A 15,974-nucleotide genomic window follows, 5' to 3' on the forward strand; every position below is an offset into this window, starting at 1 on the left:
ACATGGAAGAAGGCATTCGGGACATGACGTCACCCGCACTCAACCGCACCCGCAACCGCCTGGGCTCGCGCGTGGGTACGCGCACCCGCGCACTCACCGGCGCGCTCGCCGCACTCACTCTCTCCACCGTCATGGTCATGGCCGAGAGCCCGGCGGCGAGCGCTGCCACCTGGCCCACCGCCAACGGCAGCCAGGCGGTCACCGCCACCATCTCGGTGTCCGGCACCAAGGACTACGCGATGAAGCGCCTCTACGGCAGCGGCGACCTGGGCACCGGCGGCCAGAGCGAGAACCAGGACCCGATCCTGGAACTCGCCGCCGGCACGGTCCTGAAGAACGTCATCATCGGCGCGCCCGCCGCCGACGGCATCCACTGCCTGGGCAGTTGCACGCTCCAGGACGTCTGGTGGGAGGACGTCGGCGAGGACGCCGCGACCTTCCTGGGCTCCTCGTCCTCCAACGTCTACACCGTCTCCGGCGGCGGCGCGAAGGAGGCCAGCGACAAGGTGTTCCAGTTCAACGGCGCCGGGACACTGAATGTGAGCTCCTTCGCCGGGCAGACCTTCGGCACCTTCGTGCGCTCGTGCGGCAACTGCAAGACGCAGTACAAGCGGACGATCAACCTCAACACCATCGAGGCGACCTACAAGGGCAGCAAGCTCGTCGGCATCAACACCAACTACGGCGACAGCGCCACCCTGAAGGCGATCACGATCGTCGGCGACAGCAGCAAGAAGATCGTCCCGTGCCAGAAGTACATCGGCAACAACACGGGGGCCGAGCCGACGACCAACGGCTCGGGAGCCGACGGGACGTACTGCAAGTACGCGTCCTCGGACATCACGTACAAGTGACCCTGCCCGGGCCACGGTGAAGGCGGCCGTACGGAGCGCTCCCGCAGGCGCTGCGTACGGCCGCTGCCGTTACTGCCGTCGTGGCTTCCGTCGTCAGGCGGGGCCGAGGACGTTCTCGGTCAACTCCCGCCGGTGGGTGGTGTACCGCTCACGCAGGGCGCCTCCCGGCCAGTCGGCGGGCAGAAGCCCGGGAGGCAGCACCGGGTCGGCGAGCAGATGCCGTACGGCTGCCGCGAGGACGGTGAAGCGGTCCGCCGGGCCGGCGGCGTCGGCGATGCGGGCGAGCAGGGCGCGGGCCGTCGCCGCCCAGGCGTCCAACGGCCAGAGCACTGCCGCAAGTTGGGCGTCAGGTTCGGTGGGACGGGTGGTGAAGTGCCGTACCGCCGGGCCGAGTTCGGGGGGAGTGGGGCGAATCAGGTTGGTGGGACGCAGCCAGACGCCCTCGCGGAGCTCGGCCAGCCGGTGGGCCGTCAACCGGGCACGCAGATCGGCGCGTTCGGCGGGCCCGCGGCCGGTGGCGGTGACCACGACCAGCTCCCAGTCCCCGTCCCAGGGGCGGGTCCTCGGGTGCACGGCGTCGTCCTGGCGCCGCTGGCGGGCCAGCAGCCGTTCGCTGAGGCCGTAGACGCCGTCGGTGCGCACGAGGTCCCCCGCGGCCACCATCCGGCTGAGCGCGGCGCGCAGCGCGGACCCCGCGACCCCGAAAGGTTCGACGCGGCGCACCAGGTCCCGCACGGGCAACTCGGGCGGATGGGTGCCGAGCAGCAGGCTCAGCACGACCGACCGCGCGGACAGCGGACGCGGCGCGAGCTCGGCGGGGCGTTCGGGCACGTTGATGCGCATGGGCATGACTGTACGGGGACTTCTTATTACACCATTGCTACGACTGTAGAAATGATGCAACACTCGCCGTATGGTCTCGACTCTCGCGAACGTCCGGCCGCCGCAAGACGCCACGGCCACGCACGACGTCACCAACCAGGCCCCTCCGCTGGCCCCCTATGACGCCTCCGACGATGTGGTGCTGATCGAGGCGCTGCACCGGGAGGGCGCCGGCTGGGCGGAGGAGGACATCCGCCGGCTCGGGCAGCGGGCGGGCAGCGCCGACGTGCAGGAGTGGTCCGAACTGGCCAACCGGCACGAGCCGGAGCTGCGTACGCACGACCGGTACGGTCACCGGATCGACGAGGTGGAGTTCCACCCGAGCTGGCACCGGCTGACGCGGATCGCGGTCGCCGAAGGGCTGGCGGGCGCGCCGTGGGCGGACGGCCGGCCCGGCGCCCATGTCGCGCGGACCGCGGGCGGACTGGTGTGGGGGCACACCGAGGCGGGGCACGGCTGTCCGACGTCGATGACGTATGCCGCCGTGCCCGTGCTGCGCCGCCAGCCCGAGTTGGCCGCCGTGTACGAACCGCTGCTGACCAGCCGGGTCTACGAGCCCGGGCTGAAGGTGCCCACGGAGAAGCGCGGACTGATCGCGGGCATGGGCATGACCGAGAAGCAGGGCGGCTCGGACGTCCGTACGAACACCACCACGGCGACGCCCACCGACGAGCCGGGCGTGTACACGCTCCGAGGCCACAAGTGGTTCACGTCGGCACCCATGAGCGATGTGTTCCTGGTGCTCGCGCAGGCGCCGGGCGGGCTGTCCTGCTTCCTGGTGCCGCGTGTCCTTCCCGACGGCAGCCGCAACGCGTTCCGCATCCAGCGGCTGAAGGACAAGCTGGGCAACCGTTCCAACGCGTCCTCCGAACCGGAGTTCGACGGGACGGTGGCGTGGCTGGTGGGGCCCGAGGGGCGGGGTGTGAAGACCATCATCGACATGGTCAACTGCACCCGGCTGGACTGCGTGATGATGTCCGCCGCACTGATGCGCAAGACGCTGGTGGAGGCAGGCCACCACACGCGCCACCGCAGCGCGTTCGGCGCGCGGCTGGTGGACCAGCCGCTGATGCGCAATGTGCTGGCCGATCTGGCGCTGGAGTCCGAGGCCGCCACGACGCTCACCCTGCGGCTGGCCGGGGCGGCCGACCGCGCGTTGCGCGGTGACGCCGGGGAGCAGGCGTTCCGGCGGATCGCGACGGCGGTGGGCAAGTACTGGGTGACCAAGCGGGGTCCGGCCTTCACCGCGGAGGCCCTGGAGTGCCTGGGCGGCAACGGCTACGTCGAGGACTCGGGGATGCCCCGCCACTACCGCGAGGCCCCGCTGGCGTCGATCTGGGAAGGTTCCGGGAACGTCAACGCTCTCGATGTGCTGCGGGCGCTGGGCAGGGAGCCGGGCACCGTGGACGCGCTGTTCACCGAACTCGCCACGGCGCAGGGTGCGGACGGCCGACTGGACGCCGCGGTGGCCCGGCTGAAGCGGGAGCTCACCCGGGCCGACGAGGTGGGCGCACGCCGCCTGGTGGAGCTGACGGCGCTCACCCTCCAGGCGTCCCTGCTGGTCAGGCACGCCCCGGCCGCGATCGCCGACGCCTTCTGCGCGACCCGCCTGTCCGGCGACTGGGGCCACTCCTTCGGCACCCTGCCGGGCTCGGCCGACCTGGATGCGATCCTTGGCCGGGGGCTGCCGCGGGGGTGAGGCGGCGTCGGCGGTCGGGGCGGGGAGGGGGACTCAGCAGGGGTGGTGCCGGGTGCGGGTGGTACCACGGGTCCGTTCCAGGGCCTGTTGCCGTCCGCCAGGGCGTGATCCACCGTCGCCCTCGTCTCGTTGCCTCCCGGCCCGCTGTCCGCCGTCGCGGCGGCGGGGGCGGGACCGCGCCGCAGGGGGCTCCGGCGGATGCCCAGGGCGGGCTGGGCCGGGGCGACGTGTGGGCAGGGGCGGGTGCGGGGCGTAGTGGCGCCTGGCCGGTGCGGGGCGTTTGGAACGTGGCGGGTGCGCGCCAGGGCAGCGCCGGGCGGCGGTACGACGCGTCGTGCGGCCCTGGGGCGGCGGGCACCGGTCCGGCCGGACACCGGCCGCCGGACCGCCCGCCCAGGGCGTCGTGGCCCTCGTGTGGCCATGCCCCCGATGTACGCGCCGGTGAGCCGCCCGCACCGACGTGACATACCCGGCGCGCGCCCGTGACACGGTGGAACGGCAAGGGCGCCGACCATGACGTCAGGGCGTCCCCACGAGCGGGCGGCGAGGGCGTCAGCCGGTCTTGCGCCCCCAGATCGGGCCGAGGCGGGCCCACTCCGTGTCCCAGCGGTCCATGCGCCGTCGTTCCAGGCGGGCGCGCAGTACGCGGCCGGCGACGAACGGGACCGCGGCGGCGCCCACGCCCAGCAGGCCGCCCAGCACCACGCCCCGCAGCTCGGCCTCGGCGGTGGTGGCGGGGCGGGTCACCAGGTGGCCCTCGGGGTCGTTCCACACCGTGACCGGGGTGCCGACGGCACTGCCGGGCGCCACCCTGGCCTGGCCCGTGTGCGGGGAGCCGTCAGGGGCGACCCAGCCGACCCGTGCCCAGACGCGTTCACCGGCGGTCCCGTCGCCGCTGCGGGACGGCATGCCGGGAACCTTCTCGGTGACCAGGGCGACGGCCGGGCGCCATTCGGCGCGTTCCCGGGCCAGCCCGCTCTCCACGGACCGGACCGTCGTCAGACCGGCGAGCACCCCGGCGAGGACGGTGAGCAGCCAGGCGCCGAGCACCACCCAGGCCTCCACCGCGTCGGCGCGGCGTCTGAGCGGATTGCGCCGCCACCGCCACAGCCACACCTTCGGACCACGCAACGTCATCGAAGGCTTCCTCCTCACGAGCGCGGGACAGTCGGGACCGCCCTCACATACGGGTGACGGCTCGCCGATGCTCACGACAGGCCGACGGTCCTGACGGTCCCACGGGTGCCGGCGCACGGGCGGCGTTCCGCGCGAACGGCCGGAAAGGGACTGGCACGAAACGGGCATGTCAATTGCGGTATGCGGTCTGAGCTGCGGCAACGGGCTCAGCGGAGGTGACTGTCAGTGGCGGGGTGCAGACTGGCCGGTGTCTGAGGAGTACCTGTGACGAAGACGTCCCGGAGGTGATCGGCATGACCGAGGTTCTGCTCGCCGTGGGCACCCGAAAGGGTCTGTTCATCGGGCGGCGGCGAGGTGGGGGCTGGGAGTTCGACGAGAGTCCGTACTTCAACGCGCAGGCGATCTATTCGGTCGCGATCGACACGCGCGGGGATGTGCCGCGGCTGCTCGCGGGCGGTGACAGCGCGCACTGGGGTCCGTCGGTGTTCCACTCCGACGATCTGGGCCGCACCTGGGCCGAACCGGCCCGACCGGCCGTCAAGTTCCCGCAGGACACCGGCGCTTCACTGGAGCGGGTGTGGCAGTTGCACCCGGCCGCGGCGGAGGCGGACGTGGTGTACGCGGGCACGGAACCGGCCGCGCTGTACCGCTCGGTGGACCGCGGGGAGAGCTTCGAATTGGTCCGGCCGCTGTGGGAGCATCCCACCCGTTCGCAGTGGGTACCGGGCGGTGGCGGCGAGGGCCTGCACACCGTGGTCACCGACCGGCGCGATCCGCGCGCGGTGACGGTCGCCGTGTCCACGGCGGGCGTGTTCCGCTCCACGGACGGCGGCGAGAGCTGGGAGCCGTCCAACTCCGGTGTCTCGGCGGTGTTCCTGCCGGATCCGAACCCGGAGTTCGGCCAGTGCGTGCACAAGATCGCCCAGGACGCCCAGAGCCCGGACCGGCTGTATCTCCAGAACCACTGGGGGGTGTACCGCAGCGACGACGCGGGCAGGCAGTGGACCGACATCGGCGAGGGCCTGCCGTCCACGTTCGGCTTCGCGATGGCCGCCCATCCGAGCCGCGGTGACACAGCATACGTGTTCCCGATCAACGCCGACGCGGACCGGGTGCCCGCAGGCCACCGGTGCCGGGTGTTCCGTACCGCCGACGCGGGCGGCAGCTGGGAACCCCTGACGGCGGGCCTGCCCGACGAGGACCACTACGGCACGGTGCTGCGGGACGCGCTGTGGACGGACGACGCGGATCCGGCGGGCGTGTACTTCGGCAACCGCAACGGCGAGGTGTACGCCTCCTCGGACGACGGCGACAGCTGGCGGCAGCTGGCTTCGCATCTGCCGGATGTGCTGTGCGTGCGCGCGGCGGTGGTGGGGTGAGCCCAACACACCGCCGGACACCGGGGAGATGGGCGGGGGCGCGGGTGGCGGGCAGTCCTGGCCACCGGTTGATCTCCCTGGCGCGTACGGCAGTAGGGTGACGCCCGTGGCACCAAGACCGTTGCATGAAATCGTCGAAGCGGGCTGGGCGAAAGCGCTGGACCCCGTGGCCGGACAGATCGCCGTGATGGGCGACTTCCTGCGCACCGAGATCGCCGAGGGGCGCACCTACCTCCCGGCCGGACAGAACGTCCTGCAGGCCTTCCAGCAGCCGTTCGACGAGGTACGCGTCCTCATCGTCGGCCAGGACCCCTATCCCACACCGGGACATGCAAGAGTTCCGAGAACACTGTAATGCTCCTACACTGATCTGACTACTGCATCACCAGTGTCAGGGGGCTTTAGCCGTGCCTATCGCGGGGTACCTGCGTATATCCGACGCTGACCTCGCCGAGATCCGGCGAGCTGTCCGCAACGGGGACATCACCAAGGAGGAGGGGCAGGAGCGCGAGCGTAAGGGCGTCCTCAAGCAACGGGACGACGTCACCGGCCTCGCCGCTCGACACGGGTACTCCCCCGATCAGGTCGCCTGGTACGAGGACAACAACCTGTCGGCCTTCAGCCGCACCGTGAAGCGCAAGGACTTCGAGCGTCTGCTGAAGGATCTCTCGAAGGGTCGCCTCGACGGCATCCTCTTCTACGATATCGACCGCTACACCCGGCAGCCTCGGGACCTTGAGCGGACCATCGACGTCTACGAGACGAGTAGCAGGCCGCTCATTTTCGACGGCCTGTCCGGTCAGAACTTCGACCTATCCACGCCGGACGGCCGTTTCTCCGCTCGCCTGTTCGTTTCCATTGCGAACAAGTCGAGTGAGGACACCAAGCGTCGCATTCAGCGCGAGGCCAAGCGCATGGCGCAGAAAGGTGAGTTTCACGGGGGAACACCGGCTTTCGGGTGGGACAGGGAGGATCGTCTTAACCTCGATTCTTCAGAGGCCGTGAGTGCATGACCGGGTCGTCGGTTCGCCCTGTTTGTTCCGCGTGATCGCGGGCGGGGCCTTCGCGTGTCGCTGCGGCTGCGCCGGGGTTCCACGGCACCCGGAGGTCGTGCGGGTCTGTTCCTTTCCTTGTCTCATCGGCCTGGTGGCCAGATCGTCAGGTGATGGCGGGCAGGGCGGTCAGCCGGTGCCAGCAGGTGGTGAACGCCTCTGCCCAGGGCCAGGTCCGTTCGATCCGCAGCCAGCGGCGGCGGGCGTGGTCGGCGAGTCGGGCGGGCAGGTGGTAGAGGCGGAAACGCATGGTGTCCGGCTCGGCGTCGGCCAGGTCGTCGATGTCGTGCAGGGCCAGCAGCCGAACCCACGCGTCGAGGTCGGCGGCGATGTTCGCAGCGAGCATCCAGCCGCGGTTGACCCAAGGCCACGAAGTTAGGGCTCGCAGAGCATTAACCCGTAGCTTCCCGCCGGTCGAGTCGTTGGCGTGGTATGGGCGCATCGGAGGAGCAACGGGCAGCTCTGGCAGCCAAGTTCGAGGCGATCTTCCCGCATCTCGACGAGCGGCAACGGCGTCTGCTGATAGGAGCGGAAGCCCGGTCGATCGGCCATGGCGGGATCAGGCTGGTCGCCCGGGCCGCCGGGGTGCGGGAGGCCACGGTGTCCCTGGGTGCGGATGAACTGGATTCCGGCGATGCCCCGTTGGGGCGGGTGCGCCGGGTGGGCGGAGGCCGCAAACGGACGGTCGATCTGGACCCGGGACTTCGTCCGGCGCTTCTGGCCCTGGTCGAGCCGGATGTGCGGGGTGATCCGATGTCGCCGTTGCGGTGGACGACGAAGTCCACCCGTCATCTGGCCGCCGAACTCACCCGCCAGGGCCACCGGATATCCGCTGACACCGTCGCCGACGTGCTGCGCGAGGAAGGCTTCAGCCTCCAGGGCAACGCCAAGACCATCGAAGGCCGGCAGCACCCCGACCGGGACAGCCAGTTCCGCTACATCAACGAGCAGGCCACGATCCATATCGACGCCGGGGACCCGGTGATCAGCGTCGATACGAAGAAGAAGGAAATCGTCGGGTCATACAGGAACGGCGGGCGCGAGTGGCGGCCCGCAGGCGACCCCGTGCAGGTCAGCACCCATGACTTCCCGGACAGAGAACTCGGGAAGGCCGTGCCCTACGGCATCTACGACCTGGCCACCAACACCGGCTGGGTCAGTGTCGGCACCGACCATGACACCGCCGCCTTCGCCGTCGAATCCATCCGCCGCTGGTGGAAGGGCCGCGGCAAGGAGGACTACCCGCAGGCCGGCCGACTGCTGATCACCGCCGATGCGGGCGGTTCCAACGGATACCGGACCCGCGCCTGGAAGGCCGAACTCGCCGCCCTCGCCCTGGAGACCGGCCTGAACATCACTGTCTGTCACTTCCCTCCCGGCACTTCGAAGTGGAACCGGATCGAGCACCGGCTGTTCTCCCACATCACCATGAACTGGCGCGGCAGGCCCCTGACCAGCCACGAGGTCATCGTGCAGTCCATCGCCGCGACCACCACTCGCACCGGCCTGAGAGTCCACGCGGAACTCGATACCACCGTCTATGAGACGGGGATCCGCATCGGTGACGGGCAGATGGAAGCCCTGCCCCTGACCCACCACGACTGGCACGGCGACTGGAACTACACCCTCCGCCCCGAGGCATACGCCCAGGTCAATGACGCCCCGGACCCCTTCGACCAGCCGAGCCCCGACCTCTCCTGGCTCTGCCACCCGGCCCTGACCGGGCTGCCCCCGCACGAGTGGGACTACCTCATCACCACGCTGACCACCCTCCACGAGGCCCAGCGCGAGACGCACCTGGACAAACGACGCGGCCACCGCCCACGCGCCAAGGGCGACGGCAACACCGGACGCCGCCCGATTCTCACCCTCGCCGACCGCCTCCTGGCCGCCGTCCTCCATTACCGCCACGGCCTACCCCAGATCGCTATCGCCGCCCTCTTCAGCGTCCGGCCCGAGACAATCAACCGGCGCCTGAGAGACATCCGGGAACTGCTGGCAACCGCAAGCCACGACCTCCACCCCGCCGAACACCAACTCGCCACACTGAACGACCTGTTCAATATGGCACGCGACGCAGGCATCACCACCCCAGAGATCAAGACTGCGAGTTAATGCTCTGCGAGCCCTTAACGAGACGGCGGTGCTGTCAAGGGTTGGTAGCTGCCGTGGCTGATCCGGCGCAGAATGCCTGAACGCGTCAGCCGGTAGAGGCACTTGTGGACCTGGTTCTCGGTTGCCCCCGCGATCCGTTTCAGCAGTTCGGGAGTGCGCCAGGTGTCGACAGTCGGCTCGGCGCGGATGACCTGGAGGATCCGTTCCGCGATTCCTGGAATCCGGACAACGAGGGGTTCGGCCTCCCCGACGGGTGCGTCAACGAGGATGCGGACGTGCTGGACGGGGGTGCTGGTGAGGGGGCGGCCGTCGTCCTTGCGGTCGTGGTAGCGATTGATCGGGCTCTTGACTTTGCGGGTGCTCAGCCGGGCCCGCCGGGGCGGCATGGCCGCGCCGCGCACAGCGTGTGCGAACTGCGTGTCGATCCACGGAGTTTGATCGAGGATTCCCTCGGCGCTCTCCAGGCTTTCTTGAGCACACCGAAGGGCGACCGTGAAGCTGAGCCGGTCCGGGTCGAGGGGACGCCCTGCCGGAATGGAGTCGGCCATGGCACGACGCAGCAACTGGTAAGCGCACAGGATGGCCCACAGTTCCTGTTCCAGGCCGCTTGGCGTGGTCGAGCGCAGGATGCGGCCTTGCATCAGGGTGTGGCGCAGCGCGAAGAACGCGGACTCGATCTCCCAGCGTTCGTGGTAAAGGCTGACCAGTCGTGCGGCCGGGTCGCGGCGGTGGTCGAGCAGGGTGGTGGCCAGGCGGTAGGTGCCGCCGACGATGCGGCCGTCCGCCAGCACGGCGTGCGTGCGGGCCTCGATCACGCGCACCCGCAGGCCGTCGAACTCGGTGAGGTAGCTGCCGTCAGGCAGTTTGGCGCGGATCGGCGGGCGGCGCCTGGACTGCATGCGCACCAGGAAGTGCGCACCGGTCGCGGCGGTACGGGTCAGGAAGGTGTTGGCATCGAAACCGCGGTCGAGCAACACCAGCATGCCGGCGCGCAGGTGGTGCAGGAGACCGCAGGCGAAAGCCATCTCCCCGGTCAGTGGCGTGCCGAGGCTCGCCCCCAGCAGCCCGCGGGTGCCGGTCTCCACCAGCGCCACGGTCATCACGACCGGGTAACCGGCCCATCCGACCCGATGAAGGACTTTCCCCAGCCAGCTGACCGTGTCCACGTTGTCCGGAACCTTGGTGGATGCGCAGCCGTCGAAGGCGACGGTGCGCATCCCGCGGTAGCCCACGCCGGTCGCGCCCGTTGGGGCCAGGGGTCCGGCGAGGACGTCGAACAGCTCCCGTATCGGGCCCGTCCCGATACGCGCCCGCAGATCACGCAGAGCCTTCTCGGAGGGCCGTCGTTCGTGCAACGAGACGCAGCGGGTCAACTTCTGCCAGATCCCCAGCGCCCCGACCCCCGCGAACAGAGCCTGGGCGAGAAGGAAGTACACGCCGACCCGGGCAGGCAGCAAGCGCGGGGCACGGCGCTGCACCCGATGCCGGGCAAGGATGTCATCCACGAGTTCGAACGGAACGAACGACGTGAGTGCCCCAAGATGACCGGGGGCAAGCAATCCAGTACCTCCACGACCGCAAGGATCGGTGGCAGACTCGTAGCTCATCAGGACTCCGGAGGAACGGCGGTCTTGGCGGACCCTCGTTCCACTACCGGAGTCCCGATCTACGCGGACTGGTTTCCCTCAACCCCTTGACAGCACCGCCATCACGTTAACTTCGTGGCCTTGGCGGTTGACCTCCCACGATTGCGAGGGCAGGTTGTCCAGCCCCATCGCCTTGTTCGTGCGTACCCGGTCTTCCACGCCGGCGTGGGAGCGGTGCAGCACGTCGAGGAAGTGGGCGTGGCCCGAGCCGGCGATGCCCCACATGTGGCGGATGTTGGTGGCGGTGATGCAGTAGCGCCAGCCGGTCTTCTTCTCGAACGCGGTCAGCTTCTTGAGGTGCCGTCGGGTCGGACGCACCCGGCGCACGATCAGCCGCATGCCCCCGGGCCAGCCCTCACGGGTGTTCAGCCCGGTCAGTTCCGCGACGAAGTAGCCCTCCTGGAGGCGGCCGTCCTGATGTATCGAGGTCTCCCAGGCGATTTCGGGCAGTTGCGCGACGGCACGCTCGTCGTCTTCGGTGATCTTCCAGCCGACGGTGTAGCGGACTGTGCGCCGCGTGGTGTTCAACGCTTCGAGGTGTTCGAGCAGCCCGTGCGTGGCCCCGGCCCCGTCGACCCGGACCAGGATCTTCGCGGCCGACGATCCGGGGATCTGCGCGAGGGCGTCGGTGAGCACGGCGATGTGGTCGGCCACCGTGTTCGCCCCGGCGTTCCCCGGCCGCAGCAGCATGGCCAGGGACTCCGTGGTGTTCGCGCACCACGCGGCCAGCGGATGAAACCCGAACGTCTTCTTGAAGGTGACCGCCGCCCCGGCCTTCTTCGAGGCGGAGGTGATGACCGTCGCATCGATGTCGATGACGATCCAGCCGCGCAGCCGCTTGCCCGCCACCGTCAGCCAGGGGAAGCCGCCCGGCCGCAGATGCAGCAGGCCCCACACGTGCCGGCGCCCCCTCGCCCGCACCTTGGCGATCTTCGCCAGGGTGGCCTCGTCAAGCGCGGCAAGAGTGCGGCGGGCGGTCGAGTCCGATGCCTCGGGCCCGAACAGCGGGCGATGGTGAAGCTGAAGCTGCTCGGCCTCCGACAGGTTCGCCGCCCCGAGCACGATCGCGACCGCCAGGTGCACCAGCACCCCTGCCCGGTCCCGCCAGCCGGCCACCGCACTGGACGGCAGCACCTTCGCCAGCGCCCCCGTCAGCCCCGTCCGGTCCGCGCATCGGCGCAGCAGCACCGCCCCGGCATGCCCGATCAGCCTCTTCCCGTCAGCCACCACCGACAGCCGACCGTCCCACCCTGTACGCTCAACCACCAGAAAGGTGCCTTGCTCCCGCAGCGGATATGACCTAGACACTCACATCCTTGCAGGTCAACGGCACCTTTCTGCTATCGGGGCGTCAGACAACCCAATTCCGCTGAATACCCAGGGTTAAGCTGGACCCGGCGGCCGCGGACATGATCCGTCGGGGGACGAAGTGGTTCATCCAGGGCGATAGGGTTCCGACGATCCTGGATCGGTTCGCCGAGGAGAACCTGATCAACCCGAGTACGGGTCGCCCCTTCTCTCGTGAACACTTCCGCCGCATTCTCATGCGCTGCCGCAACGCGGGCATCTTGAAATATCAGGGCGAGCCCATGAAGAACGACACCGACGAGTACGTGATGGGCGACTGGCCACCGATCGTGACGTTCGAGGAGTGGGAAGCCCTAATGGCGAAGATCCAGAGCCGCCAGAAAAGAACAAAGCCCGACATCACTACCAAGTACCTACTCTCGGGCATCGCTCGCTGCGGTCGGTGCGGTGCACGCATGCACGGAGCCCCCGTCTGGCAGAACGGCGAGAGGATCAAAGCCTACGCCTATTCGTGCCAGAAGCGGACGACCGACGAATGCGGTCGAATGAACGTCACCGGTCCCCCAGTCGACAAAATGGTCCGCGACCTCGTCTGGGCTACGGTGAAGCGTTCGATGACCAACTTGAAGGTGCAGAAAAAAGCTCTTGGCCACGGCACGACGAACTTGATGATGTCGAGCAACAGATCAAGGAGCTGAAGGTTCAATGGGAGCGTCGTGAGATCCGCGCGAGTATCTACGTCACGACTCTTGAGGCTCTGGAGTCTGATCGGGACAACCTGAAGGCAGACCGAGCCCTACACCTCACTCAGGCTCAGGCTCCGGTTCCCGCGGATATCATCAGCAGGGGTTGGACAGGTCTGACACGGCAGCTGTAGTTCCGGCGTCTTCCCTGGTCAGCAGCTCGCGGGGCCGGGTGGGGGGATGGGTACGGCCACCGTGATCATGAACGTTTGTGACGGCGTTTCAAGAAGCGGTGGCCGTGGAGGTCACGATAGCCCAGACAGTCTGGGGCCGGGTGTTCGGGGCGGCGATGCACGTGATCGCGGACTGCTTCGTGCGGCCTGAGACTCGCACGACTGCGGCGGAGATGATCAGCGGGCTGCTGGCGGAGGTGGACACGCGGAACTGCTGGACTCTGGCCCAGGCGCTGGGGCATCCGGGTCCGCACCGGCTGCAGCACCTCCTGTCACGCGCGAAGTTCGACCACGACCGGGCCAGGACGGAGATCGCCCGTCTCGTTGCGCGTGAACTGGCAGGTCAGGATGTGGTGCTGGTGGCGGACGAGACCGGCGACGCCAAGTCATCCACCGACTGTGTGGGAGCCGGCCGCCAGTACTCCGGCGCGCTCAAGGGCGTCGGTCTGTGCCAGATCGCCGTCCACCTCGCCGTGGTCACCGCGACGGCGCGGGTGGTGATCGACCGGGCCCTGTATCTCCCGAAGGACTGGGCCGCGGACGAGGAACGCCGCGACGCGGCCGGTGTCCCGGAGGAGATCATGTTCGCCACCAAGCCGCGGCAGACCGCCGCCATGGTCGCCAAAGCGCTCCAGTCGGGCATCGACGCACACTGGTTCGCGGGCGACGAGGGTGGAAGGCCCGCCAGATGATCAACAAGGTGCTGCCTCACCAGTGGATGCGCATGCAGACCGGACACGGAACGAAGGGCACCCGCGAGTACGACTGGGCCTGGCTCGACGTCCGCGCGGACGACACCCCCGACGGACACGACGAGAACGGCACCAGCCTCCTGGTCGCCCGCCGGCACCGGTACACCGGCGAGCTCTCCTTCTTCCGCTGCTGGACGCCCGAAGATGTCACCCTCGCCCAGCTGGTGGAGGTGATCTGCCGCAGATGGCGGATCGAGGAGACCTTTCAACTCGGCAAGACCTTCACCGGCCTGGACGAAGGCCAGGTGACCTGCTGGAACTCCTGGATGCGCTGGTCCTTGTTCTCCCTGATCGCCTCCGCCGTCCTCGCACTCACAGCCGCTGCCACGATCACAGTCGGCCCCGCCGGACCGGTCCGGCTCGTCCCACTGACCTGTCCTGAACTCGTCCGGCTTCTCCGGGTGTTCGTCCTCACACCACCCGTCCGGGAAGCGGAACACGTCCTGCACTGGATGGCCTGGCGCCGCCACCATCAAGCCGTCGCGCAAGCCTGCCACCAGCGCCGACACGAACTCCAGGACCAGCCATGATCGGAACTACAGCTGCCGTGTCTTAGTGGTCTGCGTCGTAAGTCCTTCGGGGGTTGATCATGTTGCCGGGGCGGCGGAGGATTCTTCTGGGTGATCGGCGGTGTGCCGGTCGAGCCTGGCCAGGAGATCGTCCAGGTCGGAGGTGGTGAACTTCCACTGGAACGGCTGTGCCGTGGCGTTGTAGCGGTCTTCGAAGGCTCGGAGCCGGTCCGCGACCTCGTTGAGGTCGGTGAAGTCGTTGGGTGTCACGACCTTGCGCTGCACAACGGAGAAGTAGATCTCCACCTGGTTTAACCAGGAGGCGTGGATCGGGGTGTGGACGAGGACCGCGTTCGGGTAGGCGGCGGTCAGCCGGTCGGCGGCCTTCTTGCCGCGGTGGGAGGATCCGTTGTCCACGACCCAGAACACGCGTTTCGCGCTGGCGTAGGGCTCTTGGGTCATGACCTGGTCGACCAGGGCCATGAACGGGGCGATGCCGGTTCTCGGCTCGCAGCGGCCGAAGGTCTTCGCGTGGTGGACGTCGTAGGCGGCCAGGTAGGCCAGGGCGCCACCGCGGCCGTAGGTGTGGTTCACCCGCATCGCCCTGGCCTGCCCGGGGGCCAGGGCGGGGTGGCAGCGGCAGCGGGCCTGGATGGAGGTCTTCTCATCCGCGCTGATCACGTACTCGTCCGCGCAAAGCGCTTCGCCGTTCCAGATGCGGGCATAGAGGTCGAGTACGAGCTCGGCCCTGGACCGAAAGGCAGGGTCGGTGATGAAGATCCAGGACTGGTACTGCCAGGGCTTGAGCGCGTCCTGCCTGAGCCAGCGCCGCACGGTGGAGGCGGAGATCGCGCCGGCGATGGCGCGGCCGACGACCTCGCGGGCCAGCTCCGGGGCTGACCAGCGCGAGAGCGGTGTGCCGCTCTCGGCGGGCAGTTGGCAGGCCAGGGCCTTGACCTGGGCGGTCTGCAGCGGCGTGAAGGAGGCGGGACGCCCGGAGCGCTTGCGGTCGGACAGCGCGGGCAGCCGGTGCTCGGCGAATCGGCCGCGCCAGGTGCGGACGGTGTCCAGGTGCAGCCCGGTCTCGCGGGCGATGCGGGCGTTGGGGCGGCCCCGGGCTGCGTGCAGGACGACCTGGGCGCGCTGACGGAGCCGGTGCTCGGTCTTGTGGCCGTAGGCCATCGTCTTGAGCCGCCTGCGCTCGGAGGCGGTCAGGGTTATCGAGCGGGCAGGGGCAACGGGCAAGGCGGGCAAGCCGATCACGAGAAGTGGATCACGACAGGCCGTATCCTGCCCGCCCCCCGATCGCCGGCCCTCCGGCAGGATGTCCGCTGTGCCAACGCCCTCGGAACATACCCGGCTCCAACTCGAGCTGTATCTGAACATGCACGCCAAGGCCGCTTGGCCGCAGCTGGCCGGCCTGCGCGTCCGCCACCGGGGCCAGTACGCCTACGTGGACGGTGAACTGGCCGACGGCCAGAGCGTCAAGCTGATGCGCCTGCGCTACCACGGCACCGCCAGCCGTTGGGGCTTCGCCCTGCACGACCCGGCCAGCGACCGCTACCAGGACGCCCTCCTGCCCACCGGCACTGGCAGCGGCACCCCGGAGGACGCCCTCGACACCGCCTGCCACCTCCACCTCACCGCCTTCGACAGCTGACAGTGCACACACCCACGACCGGCTCTGAAGTCAACCCCCGAAGGACTTACGACGCAGACCACTTA

Annotated in this window: 13 protein-coding genes and 2 pseudogenes; 9 read left to right on the top strand and 6 right to left on the bottom strand. The window is 69.1% G+C overall.

Going from position 1 to position 15,974, the window contains the following annotated elements; translation table 11 throughout:
- The first annotated feature begins 23 nt into the window (after positions 1-23).
- Positions 24-854 carry a pectate lyase gene (locus ACSYGN_RS40445; RefSeq protein WP_460405718.1) on the top strand — a complete coding sequence of 277 codons (831 nt, stop codon included), beginning with the start codon at positions 24-26 and terminating at the stop codon, positions 852-854.
- A gap of 93 nt (positions 855-947) precedes the next feature.
- Here the strand turns inward: ACSYGN_RS40445 and ACSYGN_RS40450 are convergent, their stop codons facing one another.
- Entirely contained in the window at positions 948-1,697 is a 750-nt protein-coding gene (locus tag ACSYGN_RS40450; RefSeq protein ID WP_460405720.1) for a PaaX family transcriptional regulator C-terminal domain-containing protein, read from the bottom strand.
- A 70-nt stretch (positions 1,698-1,767) separates the two neighbouring features.
- On the opposite strand from ACSYGN_RS40450, the gene ACSYGN_RS40455 reads away from it, so the two are divergent.
- A complete protein-coding gene (locus ACSYGN_RS40455; RefSeq protein WP_460405722.1) occupies positions 1,768-3,435 on the top strand; it encodes an acyl-CoA dehydrogenase family protein in 1,668 nt (555 codons plus the stop codon).
- A 552-nt stretch (positions 3,436-3,987) separates the two neighbouring features.
- Here ACSYGN_RS40455 and ACSYGN_RS40460 read toward each other — a convergent pair.
- Positions 3,988-4,572: an Rv1733c family protein gene (locus ACSYGN_RS40460; RefSeq protein ID WP_460405724.1), complete on the bottom strand. Its 585-nt coding sequence runs from the start codon at positions 4,570-4,572 to the stop codon at positions 3,988-3,990.
- Between the two features lie 293 nt (positions 4,573-4,865).
- Here ACSYGN_RS40460 and ACSYGN_RS40465 point away from each other — a divergent pair, with 293 nt between their 5' ends.
- The 3 genes and pseudogenes from ACSYGN_RS40465 to ACSYGN_RS40475 all read left to right on the top strand — a co-directional run bounded on the left by ACSYGN_RS40465 (position 4,866) and on the right by ACSYGN_RS40475 (position 6,964).
- The gene (locus ACSYGN_RS40465; RefSeq protein WP_460405726.1) at positions 4,866-5,951 is read left to right on the top strand and encodes a WD40/YVTN/BNR-like repeat-containing protein; all 1,086 of its coding nucleotides are present in this window, start codon (positions 4,866-4,868) and stop codon (positions 5,949-5,951) included.
- A 106-nt stretch (positions 5,952-6,057) separates the two neighbouring features.
- Positions 6,058-6,285: pseudogene (locus ACSYGN_RS40470) on the top strand (uracil-DNA glycosylase); the annotation flags it as partial.
- Positions 6,286-6,358: 73 nt separating this feature from the next.
- On the top strand, positions 6,359-6,964 hold the full coding sequence (locus tag ACSYGN_RS40475; protein ID WP_460405728.1) for a recombinase family protein: 606 nt from the start codon (positions 6,359-6,361) through the stop codon (positions 6,962-6,964).
- Positions 6,965-7,109: 145 nt separating this feature from the next.
- Here the strand turns inward: ACSYGN_RS40475 and ACSYGN_RS40480 are convergent, their stop codons facing one another.
- The gene (locus ACSYGN_RS40480; RefSeq protein ID WP_460405730.1) at positions 7,110-7,349 is read right to left on the bottom strand and encodes a transposase; all 240 of its coding nucleotides are present in this window, start codon (positions 7,347-7,349) and stop codon (positions 7,110-7,112) included.
- Positions 7,350-7,435: 86 nt separating this feature from the next.
- Between ACSYGN_RS40480 and ACSYGN_RS40485 the strand changes: the two genes are divergently transcribed.
- Entirely contained in the window at positions 7,436-9,118 is a 1,683-nt protein-coding gene (locus tag ACSYGN_RS40485) for an ISAzo13 family transposase (protein WP_460405732.1), read from the top strand.
- A 14-nt stretch (positions 9,119-9,132) separates the two neighbouring features.
- Here the strand turns inward: ACSYGN_RS40485 and ACSYGN_RS40490 are convergent, their stop codons facing one another.
- Both ACSYGN_RS40490 and ACSYGN_RS40495 read right to left on the bottom strand, forming a co-directional pair.
- Complete coding sequence (locus ACSYGN_RS40490; protein WP_460404024.1) at positions 9,133-10,725, bottom strand: IS4 family transposase; 1,593 nt, start codon at positions 10,723-10,725, stop codon at positions 9,133-9,135.
- Positions 10,726-10,803: 78 nt separating this feature from the next.
- Positions 10,804-11,991 carry an IS1380 family transposase gene (locus ACSYGN_RS40495; RefSeq protein WP_460405734.1) on the bottom strand — a complete coding sequence of 396 codons (1,188 nt, stop codon included), beginning with the start codon at positions 11,989-11,991 and terminating at the stop codon, positions 10,804-10,806.
- Positions 11,992-12,173: 182 nt separating this feature from the next.
- Between ACSYGN_RS40495 and ACSYGN_RS40500 the strand changes: the two genes are divergently transcribed.
- Together ACSYGN_RS40500 and ACSYGN_RS40505 are read left to right on the top strand one after the other, a co-directional pair.
- On the top strand, positions 12,174-12,770 hold the full coding sequence (locus tag ACSYGN_RS40500) for a recombinase zinc beta ribbon domain-containing protein (RefSeq protein WP_460405736.1): 597 nt from the start codon (positions 12,174-12,176) through the stop codon (positions 12,768-12,770).
- A gap of 256 nt (positions 12,771-13,026) precedes the next feature.
- Positions 13,027-14,270 (top strand): annotated as a pseudogene (locus tag ACSYGN_RS40505) (IS701 family transposase).
- A gap of 57 nt (positions 14,271-14,327) precedes the next feature.
- Here ACSYGN_RS40505 and ACSYGN_RS40510 read toward each other — a convergent pair.
- Positions 14,328-15,494 (bottom strand): IS630 family transposase, encoded by a 1,167-nt coding sequence (locus tag ACSYGN_RS40510; protein WP_460391564.1) that lies wholly within the window; start codon positions 15,492-15,494, stop codon positions 14,328-14,330.
- Between the two features lie 88 nt (positions 15,495-15,582).
- Between ACSYGN_RS40510 and ACSYGN_RS40515 the strand changes: the two genes are divergently transcribed.
- Positions 15,583-15,909, top strand: coding sequence for a hypothetical protein (locus ACSYGN_RS40515; RefSeq protein ID WP_460391562.1), 327 nt, complete (start codon positions 15,583-15,585; stop codon positions 15,907-15,909).
- The last annotated feature ends 65 nt before the right edge of the window (positions 15,910-15,974 follow it).

The sequence above is a fragment of the Streptomyces sp. YIM S03343 genome, from assembly GCF_054729195.1.

Excerpts from the sequence above, each read along its gene's own strand:
- ACSYGN_RS40445 (WP_460405718.1), top strand. The coding sequence starts at position 24 with ATGACGTCACCCGCACTCAACCGCACCCGCAACCGCCTGGGCTCGCGC.
- ACSYGN_RS40450 (WP_460405720.1), bottom strand. The coding sequence starts at position 1,697 with ATGCGCATCAACGTGCCCGAACGCCCCGCCGAGCTCGCGCCGCGTCCG.
- ACSYGN_RS40455 (WP_460405722.1), top strand. The coding sequence starts at position 1,768 with ATGGTCTCGACTCTCGCGAACGTCCGGCCGCCGCAAGACGCCACGGCC.
- ACSYGN_RS40460 (WP_460405724.1), bottom strand. The coding sequence starts at position 4,572 with ATGACGTTGCGTGGTCCGAAGGTGTGGCTGTGGCGGTGGCGGCGCAAT.
- ACSYGN_RS40465 (WP_460405726.1), top strand. The coding sequence starts at position 4,866 with ATGACCGAGGTTCTGCTCGCCGTGGGCACCCGAAAGGGTCTGTTCATC.
- ACSYGN_RS40480 (WP_460405730.1), bottom strand. The coding sequence starts at position 7,349 with ATGCTCGCTGCGAACATCGCCGCCGACCTCGACGCGTGGGTTCGGCTG.
- ACSYGN_RS40485 (WP_460405732.1), top strand. The coding sequence starts at position 7,436 with ATGGGCGCATCGGAGGAGCAACGGGCAGCTCTGGCAGCCAAGTTCGAG.
- ACSYGN_RS40490 (WP_460404024.1), bottom strand. The coding sequence starts at position 10,725 with ATGAGCTACGAGTCTGCCACCGATCCTTGCGGTCGTGGAGGTACTGGA.
- ACSYGN_RS40500 (WP_460405736.1), top strand. The coding sequence starts at position 12,174 with ATGATCCGTCGGGGGACGAAGTGGTTCATCCAGGGCGATAGGGTTCCG.